The organism is Verrucosispora sp. WMMA2044, from assembly GCF_027497155.1.
GTDB lineage: Bacteria > Actinomycetota > Actinomycetes > Mycobacteriales > Micromonosporaceae > Micromonospora > Micromonospora palythoicola.
Genome location: NZ_CP114913.1, coordinates 3133829 through 3157134, shown reverse-complemented (window position 1 = coordinate 3157134; position 23306 = coordinate 3133829). Strand labels below are relative to the sequence as shown.

Annotated in this window: 20 protein-coding genes, 1 tRNA gene and 1 pseudogene; 15 read left to right on the top strand and 7 right to left on the bottom strand. The window is 69.2% G+C overall.

Annotated features, from left to right (window positions below; translation table 11 throughout):
• The first annotated feature begins 38 nt into the window (after window positions 1–38).
• Window positions 39–1778: a CTP synthase gene (locus O3597_RS14335; RefSeq protein ID WP_164450078.1), complete on the top strand. Its 1740-nt coding sequence runs from the start codon at window positions 39–41 to the stop codon at window positions 1776–1778.
• 70 nt (window positions 1779–1848) lie between these two features.
• Window positions 1849–2454, top strand: coding sequence for an NUDIX hydrolase (locus O3597_RS14330; RefSeq protein WP_281601456.1), 606 nt, complete (start codon window positions 1849–1851; stop codon window positions 2452–2454).
• Window positions 2455–2567: 113 nt separating this feature from the next.
• Here the strand turns inward: O3597_RS14330 and O3597_RS14325 are convergent, their stop codons facing one another.
• Window positions 2568–2900 (bottom strand): TM2 domain-containing protein, encoded by a 333-nt coding sequence (locus O3597_RS14325; RefSeq protein WP_348650362.1) that lies wholly within the window; start codon window positions 2898–2900, stop codon window positions 2568–2570.
• 217 nt (window positions 2901–3117) lie between these two features.
• On the opposite strand from O3597_RS14325, the gene ald reads away from it, so the two are divergent.
• The 9 genes from ald (at window position 3118) to O3597_RS14280 (ending at window position 11465) form a co-directional block, all read left to right on the top strand.
• Complete coding sequence (ald, locus tag O3597_RS14320; protein WP_164450081.1) at window positions 3118–4233, top strand: alanine dehydrogenase; 1116 nt, start codon at window positions 3118–3120, stop codon at window positions 4231–4233.
• A complete protein-coding gene (locus O3597_RS14315) occupies window positions 4230–5231 on the top strand; it encodes a site-specific tyrosine recombinase XerD (protein WP_164450126.1) in 1002 nt (333 codons plus the stop codon). The genes ald and O3597_RS14315 overlap by 4 nt, the downstream gene beginning before the upstream one ends.
• A 262-nt stretch (window positions 5232–5493) precedes the next feature.
• Window positions 5494–6417: a ParA family protein gene (locus O3597_RS14310; protein ID WP_164450082.1), complete on the top strand. Its 924-nt coding sequence runs from the start codon at window positions 5494–5496 to the stop codon at window positions 6415–6417.
• 46 nt (window positions 6418–6463) lie between these two features.
• Entirely contained in the window at window positions 6464–7423 is a 960-nt protein-coding gene (locus tag O3597_RS14305) for a ScpA family protein (protein ID WP_281601454.1), read from the top strand.
• Window positions 7420–8259: an SMC-Scp complex subunit ScpB gene (gene scpB / locus O3597_RS14300; protein WP_281601453.1), complete on the top strand. Its 840-nt coding sequence runs from the start codon at window positions 7420–7422 to the stop codon at window positions 8257–8259. Before O3597_RS14305 ends, scpB begins: the two co-directional genes overlap by 4 nt.
• Entirely contained in the window at window positions 8246–9016 is a 771-nt protein-coding gene (locus O3597_RS14295; RefSeq protein ID WP_281601452.1) for a pseudouridine synthase, read from the top strand. Before scpB ends, O3597_RS14295 begins: the two co-directional genes overlap by 14 nt.
• A 147-nt stretch (window positions 9017–9163) precedes the next feature.
• Complete coding sequence (gene cmk / locus O3597_RS14290; RefSeq protein WP_281601451.1) at window positions 9164–9844, top strand: (d)CMP kinase; 681 nt, start codon at window positions 9164–9166, stop codon at window positions 9842–9844.
• Window positions 9841–11241 carry a ribosome biogenesis GTPase Der gene (gene der / locus O3597_RS14285; RefSeq protein WP_164450086.1) on the top strand — a complete coding sequence of 467 codons (1401 nt, stop codon included), beginning with the start codon at window positions 9841–9843 and terminating at the stop codon, window positions 11239–11241. The genes cmk and der overlap by 4 nt, the downstream gene beginning before the upstream one ends.
• A gap of 150 nt (window positions 11242–11391) precedes the next feature.
• Window positions 11392–11465 (top strand) — tRNA-Pro (locus O3597_RS14280).
• Between the two features lie 86 nt (window positions 11466–11551).
• On the opposite strand, the pseudogene O3597_RS28540 reads toward O3597_RS14280, so the two are convergent.
• The 3 genes and pseudogenes from O3597_RS28540 to O3597_RS14260 all read right to left on the bottom strand — a co-directional run.
• Window positions 11552–12525: pseudogene (locus tag O3597_RS28540) on the bottom strand (site-specific integrase); the annotation flags it as partial.
• Between the two features lie 4 nt (window positions 12526–12529).
• Window positions 12530–13717: an ISAs1 family transposase gene (locus tag O3597_RS14265; RefSeq protein ID WP_281601448.1), complete on the bottom strand. Its 1188-nt coding sequence runs from the start codon at window positions 13715–13717 to the stop codon at window positions 12530–12532.
• A gap of 349 nt (window positions 13718–14066) precedes the next feature.
• The gene (locus O3597_RS14260; RefSeq protein WP_281601447.1) at window positions 14067–15287 is read right to left on the bottom strand and encodes an IS256 family transposase; all 1221 of its coding nucleotides are present in this window, start codon (window positions 15285–15287) and stop codon (window positions 14067–14069) included.
• A gap of 609 nt (window positions 15288–15896) precedes the next feature.
• On the opposite strand from O3597_RS14260, the gene O3597_RS14255 reads away from it, so the two are divergent.
• Window positions 15897–16172 (top strand): hypothetical protein, encoded by a 276-nt coding sequence (locus tag O3597_RS14255; protein WP_235945189.1) that lies wholly within the window; start codon window positions 15897–15899, stop codon window positions 16170–16172.
• Window positions 16173–16339: 167 nt separating this feature from the next.
• Here the strand turns inward: O3597_RS14255 and O3597_RS14250 are convergent, their stop codons facing one another.
• The 3 genes from O3597_RS14250 to O3597_RS14240 form a co-directional block, all read right to left on the bottom strand.
• Window positions 16340–16912 carry a hypothetical protein gene (locus O3597_RS14250; protein WP_164450106.1) on the bottom strand — a complete coding sequence of 191 codons (573 nt, stop codon included), beginning with the start codon at window positions 16910–16912 and terminating at the stop codon, window positions 16340–16342.
• Between the two features lie 11 nt (window positions 16913–16923).
• Entirely contained in the window at window positions 16924–17934 is a 1011-nt protein-coding gene (locus tag O3597_RS14245; RefSeq protein ID WP_164450107.1) for a papain-like cysteine protease family protein, read from the bottom strand.
• Window positions 17935–19010: 1076 nt separating this feature from the next.
• Window positions 19011–19466, bottom strand: a complete 456-nt coding sequence (locus O3597_RS14240) for an ATP-binding protein (RefSeq protein WP_164450108.1) — start codon at window positions 19464–19466, stop codon at window positions 19011–19013.
• Window positions 19467–19651: 185 nt separating this feature from the next.
• Here O3597_RS14240 and O3597_RS14235 point away from each other — a divergent pair, with 185 nt between their 5' ends.
• The 3 genes from O3597_RS14235 (at window position 19652) to O3597_RS14225 (ending at window position 23258) form a co-directional block, all read left to right on the top strand.
• Window positions 19652–20869: a GAF domain-containing SpoIIE family protein phosphatase gene (locus O3597_RS14235; protein WP_281604437.1), complete on the top strand. Its 1218-nt coding sequence runs from the start codon at window positions 19652–19654 to the stop codon at window positions 20867–20869.
• Window positions 20870–22043: 1174 nt separating this feature from the next.
• Entirely contained in the window at window positions 22044–22394 is a 351-nt protein-coding gene (locus O3597_RS14230) for a hypothetical protein (RefSeq protein WP_164450109.1), read from the top strand.
• Window positions 22395–22532: 138 nt separating this feature from the next.
• Entirely contained in the window at window positions 22533–23258 is a 726-nt protein-coding gene (locus O3597_RS14225) for a L,D-transpeptidase family protein (RefSeq protein WP_281604538.1), read from the top strand.
• Window positions 23259–23306 lie beyond the last annotated feature (48 nt).

The following is a 23306-nucleotide window of genomic DNA, read 5'->3' as shown; positions in this document are numbered from 1 at the left end:
GGTCTGCACGACCGCGACGGACGACACGGGAGCAGGCCTTGGCCCCTTCAGCACGGACGACCAGGCACATATTCGTCACCGGAGGCGTCGCCTCCTCGCTGGGTAAAGGGCTCACCGCCTCCAGCCTCGGCAACCTGCTGACCGCGCGCGGACTGCGCGTGGTGATGCAGAAGCTCGACCCGTACCTCAACGTCGACCCGGGCACGATGAACCCGTTCCAGCACGGTGAGGTCTTCGTGACCGAGGACGGTGCCGAGACGGATCTCGACGTCGGCCACTACGAGCGTTTCCTGGACCGGGCGCTGTCCGGCAAGGCCAACGTCACCACCGGCCAGATCTACTCCGAGGTGATCGCCAAGGAACGGCGCGGTGAGTACCTGGGCGACACGGTCCAGGTGATCCCGCACATCACCAACGAGATCAAGTCCCGGATCCTGGCCATGGCCGACCCGGACGACGACGGCCGTACCCCGGACGTGGTGATCACCGAGGTCGGCGGCACGGTCGGTGACATCGAGTCGCTGCCGTTCCTGGAGGCGATCCGCCAGGTCCGCCACGACCTGGGCCGGGACAATTGCTTCTACCTGCACGTCTCGCTGGTGCCCTACCTCGCCCCCTCCGGCGAGCTGAAGACGAAGCCCACCCAGCACTCGGTGGCCCAGCTGCGCAGCATCGGTATCCAGCCCGACGCCATCGTCTGCCGTTCCGACCGGGACATTCCGGAGAAGCTCCAGCACAAGCTCTCCCTCTACTGCGACGTCGACGCCGAGGCGGTGATCGCCGCGCCGGACGCGCCCAGCATCTACGACATCCCGAAGGTGCTGCATCGGGAGGGGCTCGACGCGTACGTGGTGCGCCGGCTGAACCTCTCCTTCCGGGACGTGGACTGGGAAGGCTGGGACGACCTGCTGGAGCGGGTGCACCAGCCCCGGCACACCATCACCGTCGCGCTGGTCGGCAAGTACGTCGACCTGCCCGACGCGTACCTGTCGGTCAGCGAGGCGATCCGGGCGGCCGGCTTCGGCCACCGGGCCCGGGTGCAGCTGCGCTGGGTGCCCAGCGACGACTGCGTCACCCCGACCGGCGCGGCGGCGGCCCTGGCCGGGGTGGACGGCATCGTCATCCCCGGTGGGTTCGGCGTCCGGGGCATCGAAGGCAAGATCGGCACCGCCCGGTACGCCCGGGAGAACGGCATTCCGCTGCTCGGGCTCTGCCTGGGCCTGCAGTGCATGACCATCGAGGTGGCCCGGCACCTGGCCGGCCTGGACGGGGCCAACTCCCTGGAGTTCGACGCCGAGGCGGTGCACCCGGTCATCGCCACCATGGCCGACCAGCAGGACATCGTCGCCGGCAAGGGCGACCTGGGCGGCACGATGCGGCTGGGCGCCTACCCGGCGACGCTCACCGAGGGGTCGATCGTCGCCGAGGCGTACGGCAGTACCCAGGTCAGCGAGCGGCACCGGCACCGGTACGAGGTGAACAACGCCTACCGCGACCAGCTCGTCAAGGCCGGGCTGCACATCTCGGGCACCTCGCCGGACGGTCGGCTGGTCGAGTTCGTCGAGCTGGACCGGGACCTGCACCCGTTCTTCGTGGCCACCCAGGCGCATCCGGAACTCAAGAGCCGCCCCACCCGGCCGCACCCGCTGTTCGCCGCCTTCGTCCACGCCGCGGTGACGTACTCGCACGCCGACCAGCTCCCGGTCGATCTGGACGGGGCCACCGCCGAGCGGGCCACCCGCAACGGCGCCGCCACGAAGGCGGCCTCGGCCTCGTGAGCGGACGGTCCGCAGGAATCGACGGGGCGATGAGGGCCGAGGCCGGCGCCGGTGACCCGGTGGTGGGCCGATGAGCGCCGTCGAGCACCGTTACGAGGTGCGCTCGCGGGAGCTGCGCTACCGCGGCCGGATCTTCGAGGTGGTCACCGAGGAGGTCGACATGCCCGGCGGTGGCACCGCGGCACGTGACCTCGTGCGACACGTCGGCGCGGTGGCGGTGGTGGCACTGGACGACGCCGGTCAGGTGGTGTTGATCCGGCAGTACCGCCAGCCGGTCGGCCGGCGCTTGTGGGAGTTGCCGGCCGGGCTGACCGACGTCTCCGGGGAGGACCCGGCGGTGACGGCGACGCGGGAGCTGGCCGAGGAGGTCGACCTCACCGCCGGCCGGCTCGACGTGCTCGTCGACGTGCACAGTTCGCCCGGGTTCACCGACGAGCTGGTCCGGGTCTTCCTGGCCCGGGAGCTCGGCGAGGTGCCCGCCGAACAGCGACACGACCGGCACGACGAGGAGGCCGACCTGCAGATCGTCCGGATCGACCTGGACGAGGCGGTCGGCATGGTGCTGGCCGGTGAGATCAGCAACGGACCGTGCGTGGCCGGGCTGCTCGCCGCCGCCCGAGCTCGCGACGCCGGCTGGTCGGGATTGCGCCGGGCGGACGCCCCGCTGCCCCGCTGAGCCGGCGCGGTGTGTGCCAGGGCACGGGGTGGGCCGGATCTTCGTCAGGCTCGTGGGAACGGTGTGGGGGCCGGGCGGTGCGCCGCCCGGCCCCCCACACGTGGTTTCGTGGATCAGTCGCGCAGCGGCCGGCCCTGGGCGTCGACGCCGCCGTTCACCAGGATCAGGATGCCGTCGACCAGGCCCCAGATGCTGCCGATGCCGCAGGTCACCAAGGTGACGATCAGCTGAATGACGCCGGTCTTGGTGTCGCCCATGTAGAACCGGCCGACGCCGAAGCCGCCCAGCACGATCTGCAGGACGCCCGCGACGACCTTGCTCTTGTCGGAAACGCCCTGGGGGTACCCGGGCGGAATGGGAGGAGTAGTCATGGAGCGACACAATAGTGATCCACTAAGGCGCTGTCCGCACCGGTGCGCACCAGATGGGACGATGGTGCCGAACACCGTCCGCACGGCTGATGTGACATACACCGCCGGCCAGGGTACTCACACCTGACACATCGTCAACGGCCACGGCGAGCAGGTGTCACAGTGCAGGCTCCGCTGACCTGCGGTCACGCCTAGACTGCCGCCGGCGGGACCGGTCGACCGGGGCGGCAATGGGGCCGCCACGGCGCCGCGCAGTCGGGGTGAACGTGCCCCGAAGAGAGGTGTCAGCATCGTGAAGGTCGGCATCCCACGCGAGGTCAAGAACCACGAGTACCGGGTGGCGATCACGCCGGCCGGCGTCAACGAGTTCACCCGCGGCGGTCACCAGGTCTTCGTCGAGGCCGGCGCCGGGCTCGGGTCGAGCATCACCGACGAGGAGTTCGCCGCCGCCGGTGCCAAGATCCTGGAGAGCGCCGACGAGGTCTGGGCGGCCGCCGAGCTGGTGCTGAAGGTCAAGGAGCCGGTCGCCGAGGAGTACCACCGGATGCGCGCGGGACAGGTGCTCTTCACCTACCTGCACCTGGCCGCCTCCCGGGACTGCACCGAGGCGCTGCTCGACCGGAAAATCACCGGCATCGCCTACGAGACCGTGGAACTGCCGGACCGGTCGCTGCCGCTGCTCGCCCCGATGTCCGAGGTGGCCGGACGGCTCGCCCCGCAGGTCGGCGCGTTCCACCTGATGCGTACCGGCGGTGGCCGGGGGGTGCTGCCCGGTGGCGTCTCCGGCGTGTACGCGGCCAAGACCGTGGTCATCGGCGCCGGCGTGTCCGGCATGAACGCCGCCGCGATCGCCCTGGGGCTGCAGTCGGAGGTGCTGCTGCTGGACAAGAACGTCGGCCGGCTGCGCCAGGCCGACGCCATCTACCGGGGCCACCTGCAGACCGTCGCCTCCAACGCGTACGAGATCGAGCGGGCGGTGCTGGACGCGGACCTGGTGATCGGGGCGGTGCTGGTGCCCGGCGCGAAGGCGCCGAAACTGATCTCCAACGAGCTGGTCTCCCGGATGAAGCCGGGCAGCGTGCTCGTCGACATCGCCATCGACCAGGGCGGCTGCTTCGAGGACTCGCGACCCACCACCCACGCCGACCCGGTCTACCGGGTGCACGAATCGATCTTCTACTGCGTGGCGAACATGCCCGGTGCGGTGCCGAACACCAGCACCTACGCGCTGACGAACGTCACCCTCCCGTACGCCCTCGAACTGGCCAACCACGGCTGGCGCGAGGCCGCCCGCCGCGACCCGGCGCTGGCGCTGGGTCTGAACACCCACGACGGACAGGTGGTCTACGGTCCGGTCGCCGAGGCGCACGGCCTGCCCACCCTGCCGTTGACCGAGGTGCTGGCCTGACCGGCGAGCGGCCGACCCCGGACGGGGCCGGTGGGGGCGAGCAGCCCGCGCCGGCCCTGCGCCGTGCCGTCCGCGGCTACCTCGACCACCTCACCGTCGAACGTGGACTTGCCGCGAACACGCTCGCCTCGTACCGCCGGGATCTGGACCGCTACCTCGGCTCGCTGGCCGCCGCCGGGGTGACCGACCTGTCGGCCGTCTCCGCCGAGGAGATCGAACGTCACCTGGCCCGGCTGCGTGCCAGTGCCGACGGACACCCGCCCCTCGCGGTCTCCTCGGCGGCCCGCGCCGCCAGCGCGGTACGCGGACTGCACCGGTTCGCGCTACGCGAGGGCCTGACCGGCGCCGACCCGAGCCGCGACGTGCGGCCCCCCGCCGCATCCCGCCGGCTGCCCCGGGCGCTACCGCTCGACGACGTGGTCGCGCTGCTGGAGACCGCCGGACCGGTCGACGCGGCCGGGGACACCGCGCCGCTGGCGCTGCGCGACCGGGCGCTGCTGGAGTTCCTGTACGGCACCGGGGCGCGGATCTCCGAGGCCGTGGGCGCCGCGGTGGACGATGTGGACCTCGACGACGGGGTGACCGTGCTGCGCGGCAAGGGCGGCCGGACCCGTCTCGTGCCGATCGGCGGATACGCGCTGCGGGCCCTCGGTGCGTACCTGGTGCGTGCCCGACCGGGGTTGGCCGCCGCAGGCCGGGGCACCCCGGCGATCTTCCTCAATGCCCGGGGTGGGCCGCTCACCCGGCAGGGTGCCTGGGGCATCCTGCGCCGCGCCGCGCAGCGGGCGGGACTGACCGTCGACGGCCCCCGGGCCGTGTCGCCGCACACGTTGCGCCACTCGTACGCCACCCACCTGCTCGACGGCGGGGCCGACGTGCGGGTGGTGCAGGAACTGCTCGGTCACGCCTCGGTCACCACCACCCAGGTCTACACCCTGGTGACCGTCGAACGGCTGCGTGAGGTCTACGCCACCGCCCATCCCCGCGCGCTGCACTGACCGCCGCCGCCCCGTTATTGGTCGACGGTGCGGTGGCAGTCCACCGCTCCCGCCGTGGACCGCGCGCGTCGGCGGGCTGACCTGCCGGTGGCCGGTGCCGCCGCCCGACACGCCGAGCGGGTGCCGAACGCCCTGCTGGCCGGTGGCGTACAGTCGGCATGGCGCGGCCCTCGCGGCGAGTGGACCGGGGTGCGCAGCGGCGCCGCGAAGGACGTCGGGCGGCTCCGATGCCGCACGGTCGCCGGGAGGGGGCAACGAGGACATGGCTGGCAACGGTGACCGTGCCGAGACCTGGACGTCGGAGCTCCGCGAGCAGCAGAACGCCCTCGGCTCGGATCTGGGCCCGGCGGACCCGGCCGCCTACACCATGCGTAAGCCGATCCCCGAGCCGATGCCCACCGACCGGCACGGGCCGGCCCGGATCATCGCGATGGCCAACCAGAAGGGCGGGGTCGGCAAGACCACCACGACGATCAACCTCGGTGCCGCGCTGGCCGAGTACGGCCGCAAGGTGCTGCTTGTGGACTTCGACCCGCAGGGTGCCCTCTCCGTCGGGCTGGGCGTCAACCCGCACAACCTGGACCTGTCGGTCTACAACCTGCTCATGCAGGACGACGTCACCGCCGACGACGTGCTCATCAAGACCGACGTGGCCGGGCTGCACCTGCTGCCGGCCAACATCGACCTCTCCGCCGCCGAGATCCAACTGGTCAACGAGGTCGCCCGCGAGATGGCCCTGGCCCGGGTGCTCAAGAGCATCCGCAAGGAGTACGACTACATTTTGATCGACTGCCAGCCGTCACTCGGTCTGCTGGCGATCAACGCGTTGACCGTCGCGCACGGCGTGCTCATCCCGCTGGAGTGCGAGTTCTTCAGCCTGCGCGGGGTGGCGCTGCTGCTGGACACCATCGACAAGGTCCGCGAGCGGCTCAACTTCGACCTGGAACTCGAGGGCATCCTCGCCACCATGTACGACAGCCGCACCACCCACTGCCGTCAGGTGCTCCAGCGGGTGGTGGAGGCGTTCGGCGACAAGGTCTACCAGACCGTGATCACCAAGACCGTGAAGTTCCCCGAGTCCACCGTCGCCGGCTCACCCATCACCACGCTCGACCCGGCCTCCTCGGGGGCTCGCAACTACCGTCAGCTGGCCCGCGAGGTGATCGCCGCGCAGGCCGAGCGGTAGGAGGCGCTGAACCGAGGTGTCCCGACCGTGGACTACCGTCGTCGGCGTGAGCGCCCCGCCCCTCGACCCGACCGCCCCGGCGGCACCGCAGCCCGTGGTGGCTGACCCACCCGCGCCGGCGGACGCGACCGGGTTCACCGTGCGGCTGGCCAACTTCACCGGCCCGTTCGACCTGCTGCTGCAACTGATCGGCAAACACAAGCTCGACGTCACCGAGGTCGCCCTGCACCAGGTGACCGACGAGTTCATCGCCTACATCCGGGCCATGGGCGACGACTGGGACCTGGACGAGGCGAGCGAGTTCCTGCTGGTCGCAGCGACCCTGCTCGACCTGAAGGCCGCCCGGCTGCTGCCCGCCGCCGAGGTCGAGGACCCGGAGGACCTGGCTCTGCTGGAGGCGCGGGACCTGCTCTTCGCCCGGTTGTTGCAGTACAAGGCCTACAAGGAGGCGGCAGCGCACATCGCCGCGCTGGAGGAGGTCGGCGGTCGCCGCTACCCCCGGGCCGTCAGCCTCGAAGCCCGCTACGCCGACGCCCTGCCCGACCTGGTGCTGGGGATCGGCCCGCAACGGCTGCTCAAGCTGGCGGTACGGGCGATGACCCCGAAACCGGTACCCGAGGTGTCCGTCGCCCACGTGCACATGGTCCGGGTCAGTGTCCGGGAGCACGCCGACATCATCGCCGAACGGCTGCGCCGGGCCGGCACCGCCAGCTTCTCGCTGCTCTGTGCCGACTGCGAGGCCACCCTCGAGGTGGTGGCCCGGTTCCTCGCCCTGCTGGAGCTGTACCGGCAGGGCGTGGTGGCCTTCGTCCAGGAGCAGGCGCTCGAGGAGTTGACCGTCCGCTGGACGGGTCCGGCCGACGGCGGCCCGGCGCTGGCCATCGACGAGTACGCCGGCACCCCACCCGAGCCTGCCACCGCGGCGGGTGCTGACGATGGTGGTGTCGGGGCTGCTGGAGGCGGCGAGACTGATCCGACGGGAACGACCGAGGAGCGAGCTGGATGAGCAACGACGAGCGGCCGGATTCCCTGGCCGAGCAGGCCGCCGCCTGGGTGCCGCCGTGGCAGCGCCCCGCCCCAGCCCCAGCAGACGACGCCACCCCACCCGCCACTGCGGTAGGCGCTGCGGATCTTGGTGCGCAGGTGCCCCTCCAGGGGCCGCTCCCGGCCAAGATCGAGGTGGTGGCGGAGCGGGGCGGGGGAGGGGAGGATGGCGCGGCGGGAGGCGTTCCGGGCTCGGGGCGGAAGCGGTCGGGGCCGCGGGGGCGGTCGGTGCCGGAGCCGGCGGCGGAACTCGACGACGCGGAGTTGCGCGGCGCACTGGAGGCGATCCTGCTGGTGGTCGACGAACCGGTGAGCGAGCTGGTCCTCGCCCAGGTACTGGAGCAGCCCGCCGAGCGGATCGGCCCGATGCTGGACGAGATCGCCGCCGGCTTCACCGCCGCCGGTCACGGGTTCGAGCTGCGCCGGGCGGCGGGCGGATGGCGGCTGTACACCCGGCCGGAATACGCCACCTACGTCGAGCGGTTCGTGCTCGACGGGCAGTCGGTGCGACTGACCCAGGCCGCGCTGGAGACCCTGGCGGTGGTGGCGTACAAGCAGCCGGTGACCCGGTCACGCATCTCCGCCATCCGCGGTGTCAACTGCGACGGGGTGATCCGTACCCTGGTCACTCGCGGGCTGGTCGAGGAGTGCGGCACCGAGTCCGACAGCGGCGCCCACCTGTACCGGACGAGCACCCTGTTCCTGGAGAAGCTCGGCCTGAACAGCCTCGACGACCTGCCGCCCCTGGCCCCGTTCCTGCCCGACGACGTGGAAGAGCTTGCCGATGCCGCGCGATGACCGCACCCCCCGCCCCGACGCCCCGGTCTACACCGGCCCGGAACGCCTGCAGAAGGTGCTCGCCGCCGCCGGTGTCGGCTCCCGACGGGCCTGCGAGGACCTGATCTTCCGTCGGCGGGTGACGGTCGACGGGCGGGTGGCGCAGCTCGGCGACAAGGTCGACCCGACCACGGCGGTCATCCACGTCGACGGCGAGCGGCTGGCGGCCGACACCCGACTGGTGTACCTGGCGATGAACAAGCCACGCGGGGTGGTCTCCACCATGGCGGACGAGAAGGGACGTACCGCGCTCGCCGACTTTCTCGGCAACCGGGTCGAACAGCGCGTCTACCACGTCGGGCGGCTCGACGCCGACAGTGAGGGCCTGCTGCTGCTCACCAACGACGGCCACCTGGCGCACCGGCTGACGCATCCCTCCTACGGGGTGCCGAAAACCTACCTGTGTGAGGTCTCCGGCCCGATCCCGCGCAACCTGGGCAAGCGGTTGGCGGCCGGGATCGAGCTGGAAGACGGCCCGGTGACCGTCGACGCCTTCCGGGTGGTGGACAGTCTGGGGCGTACCGCTCAGGTCGAGCTGACCCTGCACGAAGGCCGCAAACACATCGTACGGCGGCTGCTCGCGGAGGTCGGCCACCCGGTGAGCCGGCTGGTGCGTACCTCCATCGGGCCGATCCGGCTCGGCGACCTGCGTGCCGGGCGGACTCGGAGGCTGACCAACGCGGAGGTCGCCGCCCTGTTCAAGGCCGTGGGTGACTGAGGCGGCGGTCGCGGGTACGGCTGCGGGTAGGCTGCCTGACGGCCCGGCCGGTGGCGCGCCACGACGCCGGGCATCATTGGACAGGTGTGGTCAACCGCTCGCGGTCGTCGCCGACGGATCGTGAGGTACGGGCTGAGGAGGACGACGGTGGAGGAAAACGTGCCGGCCGGACGCTGCGTGGTCGCTGTGGACGGGCCGTCCGGTTCGGGTAAGTCCACCGTCTCCCGACGGCTCGCCACGAGCCTCGGCGGGCGTTACCTTGACACGGGTGCGATGTACCGGGCGATCACCTGGGCGGTGCTGCGCTCCGGCGTCGACCTGACCGACACGCAGGCGGTGGCGAAGGTTGCCGGCGAGGTGGACCTGCGCATCGGCACCGACCCCGCGGGGTACGGCGTGACTGTCGACGGGGTGAACGTCGAGACCGACATCCGCGGCCCCGAGGTGACCGCCGCCGTCTCGTCGGTGGCCGCCGTGCCGGCGGTCCGGGCGCTGCTGGTGGCCCGTCAACGCGACATGATCACCAAGGCGGGCCGGATCGTGGTCGAGGGTCGGGACATCGGTTCCGTGGTGGCCCCCGACGCCGACCTGAAGGTGTACCTGACCGCTTCGGCGGCGGCACGTGCCGCGCGACGCAGCGCCGAGAACGCCTCCGATGTCGCGGCCACCGCCGCCGACCTGGCCCGACGCGACCAGCTGGACTCGACCCGCAAGGCCGATCCGCTGGCCCAGGCGCCGGACGCGGTGGTCCTGGACACCACCGAGCTGGGCATCGACGAGGTCGTGACGCGGCTGCGGGCACTACTTACCGATCGGTCAGTGGCGTGAGCGACGACGGTTGGATCGAGCTGCGTGAGCCGGACCTGGACACCGAGGAGCAGACCGGTCCGCAGCCGGTGGTGGCCGTGGTCGGCCGTCCCAACGTCGGCAAGTCCACGCTGGTGAACCGCATCATCGGCCGCCGTCAGGCGGTGGTCGAGGACGTGCCGGGGGTGACCCGTGACCGGGTGCCCTACGACGCGCAGTGGTCCGGGCGGGCCTTCACCGTGGTGGACACCGGCGGCTGGGAACCGGACGCGAAGGATCGCGCCGCGGCGATCGCGGCCCAGGCCGAGACCGCCGTGGCCACCGCCGACGTGGTGGTCTTCGTGGTCGACGCGACAGTCGGCTCCACCGACGTCGACGAGGCGGCGGTGAAGATGCTCCGCCGCAGCGCCAAGCCGGTGATCCTGGTGGCCAACAAGGCCGACAACGCCAGCGTCGAGTTGGAGGCCACCTCGCTGTGGTCCCTCGGCCTCGGCGAACCGCATCCGGTCTCGGCACTGCACGGACGGGGCTCCGGCGACCTGCTCGACGCCATCCTGGCGGCGCTGCCGGAGGCACCGAAGGTGGCCGAGTACCGCCCCCGGGGCCCACGTCGGGTGGCGCTCGTGGGCCGGCCGAACGTCGGCAAGTCCAGCCTGCTGAACCGCTTCTCCGGCGAGGAACGGGCGGTGGTCGACGCCGTCGCCGGCACCACCGTCGACCCGGTGGACAGCCTGGTCACCATCGGCGGCGACACCTGGCACCTGGTGGACACGGCCGGGCTGCGCAAGCGGGTCGGCCGAGCCAGCGGCACCGAGTACTACGCCAGCCTGCGTACCGCCTCCGCGATCGAGGCGGCCGAGGTGGCGGTGGTGCTGCTCGACTCCAGCGAGCCGATCAGCGAGCAGGACCAGCGGATCCTGTCCATGGTCACCGAGTCCGGCCGGGCGCTGGTGATCGCCTTCAACAAGTGGGACCTGGTCGACGCCGACCGCCGGTACTACCTGGACAAGGAGATCGAACGGGAGCTGCGTCGGATTCCCTGGGCGATCCGGTTGAACCTGTCGGCGAAGACCGGCCGGGCCGTCGACAAGCTCGCCGCCGCCCTGCACCGGGCGCTGGACAGCTGGGAGACCCGGATCCCCACCGCGCAGCTCAACGCGTGGCTCACCGCCCTGGTCCAGGCCACTCCGCACCCGGTGCGCGGTGGTCGGGCACCCCGGATCCTGTTCGCCACCCAGGCGGGCGTGGCCCCGCCACGCTTCGTCCTGTTCACCACCGGTCCGCTGGACGCCGGCTACCAGCGCTTCGTCGAGCGCAAGCTGCGCGAGGAGTTCGGCTTCGAGGGCAGCCCGATCGAGATTTCGGTACGCCCCCGCAAGAAGCTCGGCCCCGGCGGCCGTGGCAAGGCCCACGGCTGACCTCAGCCACGCCGATCACTCCTGCCCCACCCTTCCACCTATCCTCCTAGGACGCTGTAGGGGTGGTGGCATGGGTGGGGGCTGTGCGACGGGAGGGAGTAGCTGCGCTAAGCTGTACCGGCTGTCGCGGGCTACGCCCGGCGGTGGCATCGGGACGTGGCGCAGCTTGGTAGCGCACTTGACTGGGGGTCAAGGGGTCGTCGGTTCGAATCCGGCCGTCCCGACAGCACGAAAAGAGGCCGTCAACCGGGGTGTGAAAACCCTGGTCAACGGCCTCTAATTCGTATCGGGGTAGTAGAGGTTTGCTGATCTAGACGGCGCGTAGCTGGGGACCACCTGGGGACCGACGAGCCTTCAAGTGAGCGCTGAGCGCCGTTCCCGCGTCGGTGATCGACTGCCGGTCGGGGTGTAGGTAGCGCTGGGTGGTGGTCAGCGACCCGTGACCGGCGATCTTCCGTAGGACGTGCACCGGCACGCCTGCGTCAGCCATCCAGGTAAGGCCGGTGTGCCGCAGGTCGTGCCGGCGTAGGTGCTCGTATCCGAGCGTGGTGACCACCTCATCCCAATGCGTCGCGTCGCGCAGCACGGCGGTACTGATCCGGCCACCGCGTGGCCCGGTGAACAGCCGGGAATCGGGTTTGCTTGCGGCGTCCAGGCGGTGAGCCACGATCGGCCGTACCTCTTCGATCAGGGGCACGGTCCGTGCGCGTTTTCCCTTGGTGCCTTTGTCGATGAGGCCACCGGGGCCGGGCGTGGTCTGGCGGCGTACCGTCCACATCCACGTTTCCCGGTCGATGTCCTCGGCCCGGACGCCGGACACCTCACCCGACTCGCGCGGCGGTACAGGCGGCGAATACCACCACGTCGGCCCATCCGGTGAAGTGATTCGCGGACCGGTCGACCAGCGCATCGGCAAGAGCGGTCAGCGTTTCCCAATCGGGCAGTGCCAGCGAGCGAGGATCGTCCAACTCGTCTTCGGCCCGCTGGTATTCGCGCTGCCACCCGGTCACCTGTGCGGGATTCCGTTGGATGATGCCGTCTCGTACGGCCTGTTCCATCACCCGGACCAGCACGGCAAGGCTGTTCTTCACCGTGGATCGGCTGTATTCGTCGGCGATCCAGGAATGCACGGCGCGATCCACCGCACCATTGGTGATTATCCGAACGGGAATGTGGCCGAGCGTCGGCACCACCCGCTTGCGCCCACCCGGCCAGGTACGGATCTAGCGTCTTACGTTCCAAACTGCGTAGGGCCAGCGTCATCACGCTCTCGCCGTACTCGGCAGGGTCATTGCGTAGTCGAGTAGCTGCTGGTCACGGTGGTGATGAGGTCGTGGGGGCGGCGGTTGGCGCGTCGGGTGGCTCGGGCGATGTTGGTTTCGCCGTTGCCGCGGTGGAATCCGATGGCGGTGTTGCGGAGGACGGCTGCGACGGCGGGGCCGTTGCCGGTGCGGGCTCGGTGGCCGTCCTCGCGGAAGGTCACGTCGCGGACCCAGTGCAGCCGGTTCTCGATATGCCATTCCAGCCGGGCCCATTGCTGCAGGTCAGCAGGCTGGGCGTGCGCGGCGGGCAGTGACGCCACCAGATAGACCGTCTCCCGGGTGCGCTTGCCGGTGATCATGCGGGTGCGGGTGATCCGGACGGCCTGCTGGGCATGAGGAAAGCCGATGCCGCCGGGAGTCTGGAGGGTCAACGCCTTGACGGTCCGGGTCTCGCAGCGGCCGTGGCCGGTGTCGCGGTGCTGGTCCCCGATCGGCACCTGCGCCCACGGCAGCCGTTTGAGCTGGGCGTACAAGGTCGGCTGGTTGGCCTTGACCGACACGTACAGGTCCCCGCCGGCAGCGGCCACGGCTCGGGCGTGAGCGACTTGCGTGTGCAGGGCGTCCGCGACGATCACCACCCCGGCCAGGCCGCCCAGCCGGACCTTGACCTGCTCCAGCAGCGGGGCGAACGCCGGGATTTCGTTCGACTTCGCCGCGACCTGGACCTGCGCCAGGACCACACCGGTTGACGTGTCGTAGGCCGACAGCAGATGAACCCGTCCCTCGGTCAGGACCGCACCGCGCACCACCTTGCCGTCAACGGCGATGACCCGCCGCACCGACGGCGCCGACACCCGGGAGCACAGCCAGTCGGCCAGGACCGCCGTCAACGTCTCGGCGTCGACGCGGACCAGCAGCCGCCACACCGTGCTCAGCACCGGCACCCGACCAGTGAACCCGAGCCGGCCCCACGCCGGCGCATCGAGATCATCGACCCAGTCGACGATCGCGGCGAAAGTGCAAGCCCCGGCCATCACCGCGCACACCGCGACCGCGAGCACGCTGGCTAGGGGGTACCGGACACCACGCGGGTCACGCGGATCGGGCACCCTCTCCAGGGCCTCCAACAGGCCAAACGCCTCACCGCCAACAGTCGAGGAGCCGGGCGGGGCGGGGGCATGGTGACGGATCACGTCGATCAGCGATGATGACATGCGCGGGTGTGGTCCTTCTCGGTGTCATGTTGTCTCAGCAACTCCATGATCACCGACGGACCGCACCCGTCCTACGCCACCCTCCAATCAGGCCAATGACCCGGCGAAAGCCCAGGTCGGAAGCACCCTCAGGCGACTACGCAAAGCCCCTGGGTCAGGCGACGGGTTGCCGGACGCGAATCGAACTCAGTGCCGCTGCGTACTTGCGGTCGTACCTATCTCTGCACTCGCAGCTGTATGCCGACGGAGGGCCGCCGGTCACGTCCCGTGGCGTGGTGTAGATCGCCTGCGTGAGGCTCTGTGCGCTGTTCAGTTTTCCGGTGCGTTGTCGAGCTGACAACGGATCTGGTCAGGCAGCGATGAGTTCGCTGGTGGGGGCCTTCGCGGGGGTGCTGATCTGGGCCATGCTGCCTTCGGCGAGGTAACGGCGGTCGCCGGTCTGCCATTCGTCGTGGGCTTCGACGAGGACGGCGCCGGCGAGGCGGAGCAGGGCTTCGGGGTTGGGGAACACACCGACGACGTCGGTGCGGCGTTTGATCTCCTTGTTCAACCGCTCCAACGGGTTCGTCGACCAGATCTTCTTCCAATGACTGGGCGGGAACCCGGTGAAGGCGAGCAGGTCATGCGCGGCGTCGCGGAGCATCGTTTCGACCTTGGGCAGCTGGCGGCCGAGCATGCCGGCGATGACGTCGAGTTGCTCGCGGACATGGGCGGCGTCGGGTTGGGCGAAGATGGTGCGGATCGCGGCCGCGACCATCTCCGCGTTGCCCTTGGGGACCTGGGCCAGGACGTTGCGCAGGAAGTGCACGCGGCAGCGTTGCCAGGCCGCGCCGAGCAGCACCGCGGCGATGGCCTGTTTGAGGCCGGTGTGGGCGTCGGAGATGACCAGCTGCACCCCGCCGAGTCCGCGGGCCTTGAGTGAGCGCAGGAACGCCGTCCAGAAGGCGCCGTCCTCGCTGTCGCCGACGGCGTAGCCGAGCACTTCCCGCCAGCCGTCGCCCCTAACCCCGGTGGCGACCACGATGGCCTGGGAGACGACTCGCCGGTTGACCCGGGCCTTGCAGTAGGTCGCGTCGAGGAAGACGTAGGGGAATGCGGCCGAGGCGAGGGACCGGTCGCGGAAGGCACCGACTTCCTCGTCCAGGTCGGCGCAGATCCGCGACACCTCCGACTTGGAGATCCCGCTGTCCGCACCGAGGGCTTTGACCAGGTCGTCAACCTTGCGGGTGGACACCCCGTGCAGGTAGGCCTCCATCACCACCGCGAACAGCGCCTGGTCCACTCGCCGGCGCCGCTCGAGCAGGCTGGGAAAGAACGATCCGGTGCGCAGCTTCGGGATCCGCAGATCCAGATCACCGGCGGTCGTGGCCCGCGTCCGGGACCGGTGGCCGTTGCGCTGCGCCACCCGGGCCTCGCTGCGCTGATGCGGGGCGGCGCCGATCACCGCGGTCAACTCCGCCTCGATCAACGCCTGATAAATCGTCTCCGCCGCCTGCCGGACACGATCATTCACATCCGCTGCCTTGACTGCGTCCAGCACCTCCAACAAGGCAGACTGGTCAAGGGTCATCGCGTACTCCGTCCTCTGCGTGTTCTTGGTCGTTCACACAGAGACTCACGCGATGACCCACCCCTATCTCGGCGGCACGCCGGAGCAGGTCAGCTTCTACACCACCCGGCGGGACGCAACCGGCAGACGCCGGCGAACTGGTACGCCGGGCGCAGGCGGGCGAACGTGTGACGATCACGGCGCCGGCCGCCCGGCGGCCGTGCTCGGCCCGGGTCGGTGGGCTGGTCGTACACACCGGCAAGGTCGTTCCACGCGCGCCAGCTTCGAGGACTGACCCCCGAGTGGGCGGGCGATCGGGACCTGCTCGACGACACCATCACCGATCCGTGGTTTCAGCGGTGAGTCGCGGGATCCTCGACACCAGCATTTTCATCGCCGCCGGTGTCATCCCGATCCCCGGTGAACTGGCGATCAGTGTCGCCAGCCTCGCTATTCCCCAGTTCGGTGTCCTGGTCGCGAAACCGCCGAGGCGAGGGCGCTGCGGTTGGCTCGGCTGGGTGTCATCCCATGCCGATTTGATCCGTTGCCCATGGCGACGCCATCGCCGCCAGGTACGCACGCTTGGCCGCCTGCGTCGTCGAGACCTGCCGCGGACCGACGGTGAGGGTGATGGACCTTCTCATTGCCGTCACCGCACGTGCCCACGACGCCGCTGTGTACACCGGCAACGCCGACGACGACGTCATCGTAATCCACACCAGCTACGTAACGTCTCCGCCCATCTGCGAGGATCTGTTTCAGGACGGCAAGGGCCAGGACGGCCTGGACCATTTCCAAGGTTCGTGGGCCGGCTGTCACCGGCTCATCACCCTGGTTATGCTCGCTCTGGCCGTCCTGACCATCCTCGCCGCCGCACAATCCTATTCCAGCTCGGAATCATTGTGATGACGGTCGCCGAGGTCTGCCGCCTCCTCAACGGCTTCGTCTTCGCCGTGACGTTCCCAGCCGCGCACACCCGGAACTGGCCGATCTGGCAACGAACAATCCGAGCGCGAGCCTCACAATCCTACGAACAGCGGCAGACGGGTGAGGGATGAGGTGAGGTGCAAGGACTAATTCGGATCGGTGCGGAATGAAGTCGTACGGGCAAGTTCGGCCAGGTCGGTGAAGAACTCGTCCGCCGGCATGGCTTTGCCTTCCTTGCCGATCGACGATGGTTCCAACGGGACGATGAGGTCCTCGTTGTCGGAGTGCAGCCACAGTGCCATCTGGTATACGGCAGGGATGCGTAGGAGTCGCAGCTCGAAGCCGGAGGCTGTCAGCTTGGGAAGTTTCCGGATGATCTTCATGGCTTTGTCGGTGGCGGCCACGAATGGACCTTCCGTGAACTGTGCCACCTCCTCTGTGCCGTCTGGGCCCGTCGTGGTCTCAGCGCTGGCGACCGGTTGCCCACCGTCCTCGATAAGATAACGCCAGCCCGCCGGCTCAGCTCGGTCGACACCACCTCCCGCGAGGACGCTGTCGAGGCCCATGGTGAAAACCTGATGGGGGGTGGATACGTCAAGCTGTTCTTTTCGGGCGCTACGAAGCGCTCGGGAGGCGAACTTGCCCTCGTCGGCGAATTTGTGAAGCTTCGACCTGACGTCGGCCACGCTGTTCGGCGGGTCCGGAAGGTGTAGCGGCATCCCCATGCTCCTTAGGCCTGACGTACGGTCCGGTAGCTGCGGGCCCAAACCCCGCCACTGGCCGTGTAGTTGTCTCTGAAATTGTCGAACGTGACATCCACGAACCCGTCCCAGGGGTCGTGGATCCTGAGCCACTCGACGCCGCCGGACTCCCAGCGCCCCCAGATCACGACGATGTGGCCGCCGCCATTCCGCCAGTGTGTGTCGACCCCGACCGGCTGCGACTGTGCGAGCTCGGCGGCGACCTGCTGCACCGTCAGGGCCGCGAAGACCTCTTCGCGTAGGTGGCCCATCCTCGTCAGTGCATTGGTCGGCCAGGCCCCCCGGTTGCAGGCCGCGCCGCTGGCCTGGGCAACGTTGCAGCACCCATTCTGGCCGAACTGCGCGTTTGCCTGGGCGCACTGGGTGTGTGGGGTGTTCGGGTCGTAGAACCTTGCGATGTTCACCGAGCTGGCGGCCCAGCACCACATGTTCTGCGACTGAAGTTGAGCGTTGGCGAAGTTCAGGCTTTGATCAGCCATGCTGATCTTGAATGTGGTTTCAGCGCCACCGTTGGCGTCGAACCGGCAGTTGACCGTCCCACCGCCCTGCGCTGTGTGAGTGGTGACGCCGCCGCCCAGCATGCGCAGGAACACGTTTGGGAAGCCCAGCGATTCGATAGAGTACGACCCGTTGTTCTGGGCCCGGAACCTGAACGTTTCATGGCCGCCGCCGTTGGCGTTGATCTGGCAGTTGACGATCCCGCCGGTGGGTTTTTGGGCGTTGACATCACTCGCCACCATGCGTAGGAACTTCCCGGGGAATGCGATTGATTCGATGGAATAGTTGTCGTTGCCGTGATGGTGAAGTTTGAACTTTTCCTTCTCGGCGGCGTCGAAGTTGCAGTTGACTGTCCCGCCTCCCGCCATGGTAGTAGGCACCCCAGTGCCGTCCATACGGAGGAAGACCCGCGGATCGGAGGTCGACTCGAACCTGATCGGCGTGTTTCCGATGTTTCGCAGGTCCGCCAGTGACAAGGGCATGTTGTCCCTTCCCGTCTTGGAGATTCGGGATCGCTCAGGTCAACGAGTGCGCCACAAAGATAAGAGGTCATGATGTGGTGGGGTCGTCCAATGGAAGTGAGTGGCGCTTCGTGGACCGTTACCCATTGTGGGTGAGCCCACCACGGCCCGCAAGGGCGAATCGGTACCCCGATTCCGGACAACATAGGCATAAAGGTTTAACCGGCAGTCCGGATTCCGATATTGGTCTCGACTCTTCGCCCAAGGCCCGCTTCAGGTGGAACTTCCATGCCTCAGGAATTACGAAGACCTCGTCCTCGAACGGATCCGCTGGAGTCGTGACGACGTCCCCGTCACGATTCGACTCCCACCGTCCCAAAGGACCAGGAATGGCTCGAGAAGGTCGCGGCGGAACACGTGTACTGGTTGAGTAGGCGCCGCAACAAATTCAGGGTGAACGGGCGATTGCGGCGACGCGGCTGCACCAGCTATCATGATCTCCCGCGACCCCTCTTCATCCTCGAACCGGGAGCTGCAGGTCATCGAAGGGCGGATGGCGCACTGACATCCTGCAAGGGCGACGGTCCAATGGCGCCTGCACTCGGCCGAATCGCTCGAGCACATGAAGGTGCTGCGACACGGCCTGACTGGCCCGGCACGTGCAGCCTGAAACTGTTTATCCAAGACGTCACCGGCATCCTGGACCAGCTGGACCTCGGCGCGGTGGACCTGGTCGGTCATTTCCCTCGGCGGTCTGGTGGCCTGCGGGTGGCCGCCGAAGGCCAGGGACACGTCCGAGAACTTTTGCTGGAGGACATCGGTTACCCGCACCCTCGGCCCCCGGGACTTCCCGACCGTCCCGCAGGAGACCTTTCCTTCGACTGGCAGTTGGTGGGGCAGGTCCGGCCCGCGATCGACGATCCGGATCCAGAATGGTCCGCCATCGTCGCCCGGATCACGGCGCCCACCCTGCTCATCAGCGGCGGAGTGATCCGGCAGTTGACCGCCAGCCGGAACAGCGGACAGCCGCAGCCACTACGCTGGGAACGACAGGTCAACCGTACGTCCAGCTCAGGACGGGCATGGACGGGCCACTCTCAAGAGGGCGCGGGGAATTCTCCGGCGTCGCCGGTGCGCGGCGTGATGCGGATGGTGGTGCCTGCGGGGCCGCTGTCGAGCAGAAGAAACTTGGTCATCTGCTCCACCACCCACAGCCCCATTCCGCCATTGCTGGACAAGGATGGCCGCTCTCGGCGCGGAACATAGTCAGCGATGTTGAACCCAGGCCCGCAGTCGCCGATCTCGCAGGCCATCCGGTCGTTCACCAGCAGCAGGCGTACCGTACCCCGGCCGCCCCCGTGCCGGATCGCGTTGATCATCAATTCGTTGACCGCGGTGATCCAGTCCTCGACCTGGTCGTCGTCGAGGCCGCACCGGCGACTGGCTGCCTCGACCTCGCCGCGCACACGGGCGAGGTCCTTGAGGGTGAACGATGTCGAGAGCAAGGGCTTCGCGGCGGCGCGAGGTCGCGGGTCGAACGTCGGGTCCGCCACTGTTCCCCCTCGCTGCGAACGTGTAGGCCGATGACCTTACCGACGGCACCGCGGAAGGCGACTGCGACCAAACGGTCCCGACCACCGACCGAAGCACCCACGTACCACGGCAGCTACCCGACATGGCTGAACCGACACCTGATGCTGCAACTCCTTGCGCACCAGCCGGCGTCTAGGCTGCGTGTGTGGCCGACGCCGAGTTGATGACGAATGAGGAACGGCTACGCCGTATCGAGGCGATCACCGATGCCGCCCTATCGGGGTTGAGCGTCGCCGAACTCCTCGATGAGCTACTCGAACGGGTCCGGGACCTGCTCAAGGTTGACACCGCCACCATCCTGCTGCTCGACGGCCATACCGGCGAACTAATCGCGACGGCGGCCAAGGGCCTGGAGGAGGAGGTACGCCGAGGATTCCGCGTCCGGGTCGGGCGCGGTTTCGCCGGTCGGGTGGCGGCGACACGCCTGCCGGTCACGATCTACGACGTCACGCCTGCCGACGTGGTCAACCCCATTCTCCTTCACGCGGGCGTTCGTTCCCTGCTGGGCGTCCCCATGCTCGCCAACGGCGACCTCGTCGGCGTGTTGCACGTCGGTGCCCTGACCCTGCGGCGGTTCGGCGCCGACGATGTGCGGCTGTTGCAACTCGTCGCCGATCGGGCCAGCCTCGTAGGTCAGGCCCGATCGCAGATCCTCGACCAGCAGGCGGCGCTGGCCCTGCAACGCAGTCTGCTGCCCAGCCGGCTACCCGACATCTCCGGTCTGGACTTGGCCGCCCGGTACGTGCCCGGTCATGACCTGGGCATCGGTGGCGACTGGTACGACGTATTCACGCTGCCGTCCGGCTGGCTGGGTGTCGTCATCGGCGACGTCTCCGGTCACGGGTTGCCATCCGCGGTTGTCATGGGACGCATCCGCAGCGCGCTACGCGCCTACGCGCTCGACTGCGACGATCCGGCCCAGGCGCTGACCGCCCTCGACCGCAAGATCCACCACTTCGAGGCCGGCACCCTCACCACCGCCATCTACGCCCTCATCGCCCCCGACCGCACCACCGTGCACCTCTCCTCCGCAGGACATCTACCACCGCTGCTGGCCCTCCCCGGCCGGCCGACCCGACCGGTGACCCTGACCGTGGACCGGCCACTGGGCGTGGGCAGGCCACCGACCAACCGCCACACTAAGGTTCTGGACCTGCCGCCGAACTCGGCGCTGGTCTTCTACACCGACGGACTCATTGAACGCCGCGGCGAACTGATTGACACCAGCATCGACCGCCTCGCCAATGCCGTACAAGCCGGGCCGGCCGACGCATTGTGCGACCACATCATGTCCCGCACCGAGGAACACCCCACCGACGACATCGCCCTGCTCGTCATCCGCCGCCGACCACCACCTGAATAAGCAGCTCAGGCAGATTCGGATCCGGCCTCGGACGTAGCCGCCGAAGCGCAGGGCGGAGCAGCGGTGCCCTATCGGTTAGAGCGTCCCTCGCCTGGCGGCTGACCGTCCGACCCGTGCTCGTCCTGCTCGGCTTCGCCTGGACGACGCCCGCCACGCCGTCGGCCGGCCGCTCGAGGCCCGATCACTGGCGCAATTTCCGACCGGGATTCCGCTCGTGCGCTGCGCCGCAGCTCACATGGGCAGGACGACCAGCCCGCGCAGGGACAGCAGGCAGGTCAGGGCCCCAGCGACGACGGTCAACGCGGGGGTCAGTAACGATAGCAACCGGCGCCCTGTGCAGAAGGCATGGACACAGCTCGGTGGGCGAGCTGCCCAATCTCGTTCCCGCGGGGGGAGAGCGGGCCACCCATGTGGTGACCGACAGGATCACCGCCACATACAGGAGCGCAGTCCCCATGAGCGTGCTGCTGTGCGACCGCGACGAAGTGATAGGCAACTGCGGCGGGACATCCCACAAGCACTCACAACGGGCGCTGAAAATCCGAAACACAATCGACGACCGCCGATCGTTGCTTGCTGTCCGACATCGTCTACCGCAACATGACCAACGACGCGGTGACCACGACGGCGGCCCGGGAGGACAACGGGAACGACAGCTGGCTCCAGCGTGACCGACTCGCATCCCCAAGCCGGCTCTTCGGAGCAGTCACTTCCCGGAACCGCCGAGACCCAGGATAGAACCCTCCACCCGGCGGTGTCTTGATGGCATGAAGGAGCGGGGCCTCCCTCCTCGTGGTTCTGCTGCCTCCCGAGCACTCACCCGACGCGGCGGAGAGCGCGGCGGGCACGGTCGCGATGACCCACCGGCCCACCCTGTGGTGAAAGTGCGGTACAGGGTGACCCCGCCCGCTGTCACTGGTGCCCGGTGAGTGCCCACGACAGACGTGCTGCCGGTTGCCCGGTACACCCGGAGGCGCCAGATGCATTCCCGTTTGCCGGTTTCACCTCGCCTGGTGCCTGGGTACGGCACAGAGGTGAGGCGCCATCGACCCAACCCGGCCGGAGAAGAGTTAGGTAGACCGACATCCCGGTGGTGACGACCGGACGGCCGCGGCCGCCCGTCGGTTCGTCCAGCTCACCGGGCCGACCGAGGCTATCGAGGAGCAGTGCCAGCATGCGGGCGGTAATCGTCACCGCCGCTGCGGTCGTCGCAGCGGCGGTCGGGTTCTACGCTGGATTCTTCGTACTCCTGGCGACCACCGGGTTGGACGCGCCCGCAGCCCTGCCCGCTGCCGGCCTCGCCGGTGCCGGTCTGCTCGTGGGGCTGGTGACCGGGATCGGATGGCGACACCGGCTCGCGGTGGTGGCGCGACTCGCCGCCGTAGACGCGGTGCTCGGAGCGGCCGTGGGTGGTTTGCTGGTGTGGCTGGAGCTCGACCTGGAGTGGGTGATCGTCGGCGCGCTCGCGCTGGTGGCCGGCGCGGTGCTGGTGGCCGGTCATCTCGAGTCGAAGCCGGAGGAGTGAAGAGTAGTGCGAAGGTTCGCCGGATGGCTGGCGATCGTCGGGACGAGTGTGCTCGTCGGAGCCAGCGGATGCCAACCGGACAACGGGCAGCAGGCTGGGGCGACGGGCTCGCCCACCGTGGCGACACCGAGCGCCACGGTGCCGGGCGGCACGCCGCCGCGTACCACGCCACCAGTCACCGCCACGCCTTCGAGCCCGTCATCCGCGCCTCCGAGCACACCACCGGAGTCGCCGCCTGACGTACCCTCGCCGACTCCATCCGGTGCGAAGCTGCTGCGGCGCGGTGACACCGGCGAGGCGGTCGAGACGGTGCAGCGGCGGCTGCGCGAGCTGGGGTACTGGGTCGGCTCGGTGGACGGGGTCTTCGGTGAGTTGACCGAGCAGGCGGTCTACGCGGTCCAGAAGGCCGCCGGGGGAAGCCGGGACGGCATCGTCGGGCCCGAAACCCGGGAGGCGTTGGACGAGGGCATCCGCCCGTCGGCCCGCAGCGACGAGGGCCGGGTGGTCGAGGTGGATCTCGATCGGCAGCTGATGATGCTTGTCGACGACGGCACCGTCGAGCAGATCTTCAGCACCTCGACCGGCACCTGGGAGTACTACACCCACGACGGTGAACGCTTTCTGGCGGACACGCCACGCGGGCGTTGGGAGATCGGTTGGCAGGTGGACGCCTGGGACCCGGGCCCCCTCGGCCGGCTGTACCGGCCGAAGTACTTCCACAGCCAGGGGATCGCCGTCCACGGCTATCCCGAGGTTCCGCCCTACCCGGCATCGCACGGCTGTGTCCGGGTGACCATCGCCGCCATGGACTGGTTGTGGCGAGCCGACCAGATGCCGATCGGCACCACGGTCTGGGTCTACTGAGTTCCGCGACAGTCGATGGCGCAGGCGGTAGGAAGCCAGCCCGCCATC

What these genes read in the sequence shown, in the direction of transcription:
- O3597_RS14295 (WP_281601452.1), top strand. Translation starts at nt 8,246, where the DNA reads ATGCCGCGCGATGACCGCACCCCCCGCCCCGACGCCCCGGTCTACACC.
- O3597_RS14310 (WP_164450082.1), top strand. Translation starts at nt 5,494, where the DNA reads ATGGCTGGCAACGGTGACCGTGCCGAGACCTGGACGTCGGAGCTCCGC.
- O3597_RS14255 (WP_235945189.1), top strand. Translation starts at nt 15,897, where the DNA reads ATGGACCTTCTCATTGCCGTCACCGCACGTGCCCACGACGCCGCTGTG.
- O3597_RS14245 (WP_164450107.1), bottom strand. Translation starts at nt 17,934, where the DNA reads ATGCCCTTGTCACTGGCGGACCTGCGAAACATCGGAAACACGCCGATC.
- O3597_RS14265 (WP_281601448.1), bottom strand. Translation starts at nt 13,717, where the DNA reads ATGTCATCATCGCTGATCGACGTGATCCGTCACCATGCCCCCGCCCCG.
- O3597_RS14250 (WP_164450106.1), bottom strand. Translation starts at nt 16,912, where the DNA reads ATGCCGCTACACCTTCCGGACCCGCCGAACAGCGTGGCCGACGTCAGG.
- scpB (WP_281601453.1), top strand. Translation starts at nt 7,420, where the DNA reads ATGAGCAACGACGAGCGGCCGGATTCCCTGGCCGAGCAGGCCGCCGCC.
- O3597_RS14260 (WP_281601447.1), bottom strand. Translation starts at nt 15,287, where the DNA reads ATGACCCTTGACCAGTCTGCCTTGTTGGAGGTGCTGGACGCAGTCAAG.
- O3597_RS14230 (WP_164450109.1), top strand. Translation starts at nt 22,044, where the DNA reads ATGCGGGCGGTAATCGTCACCGCCGCTGCGGTCGTCGCAGCGGCGGTC.
- O3597_RS14330 (WP_281601456.1), top strand. Translation starts at nt 1,849, where the DNA reads ATGAGCGCCGTCGAGCACCGTTACGAGGTGCGCTCGCGGGAGCTGCGC.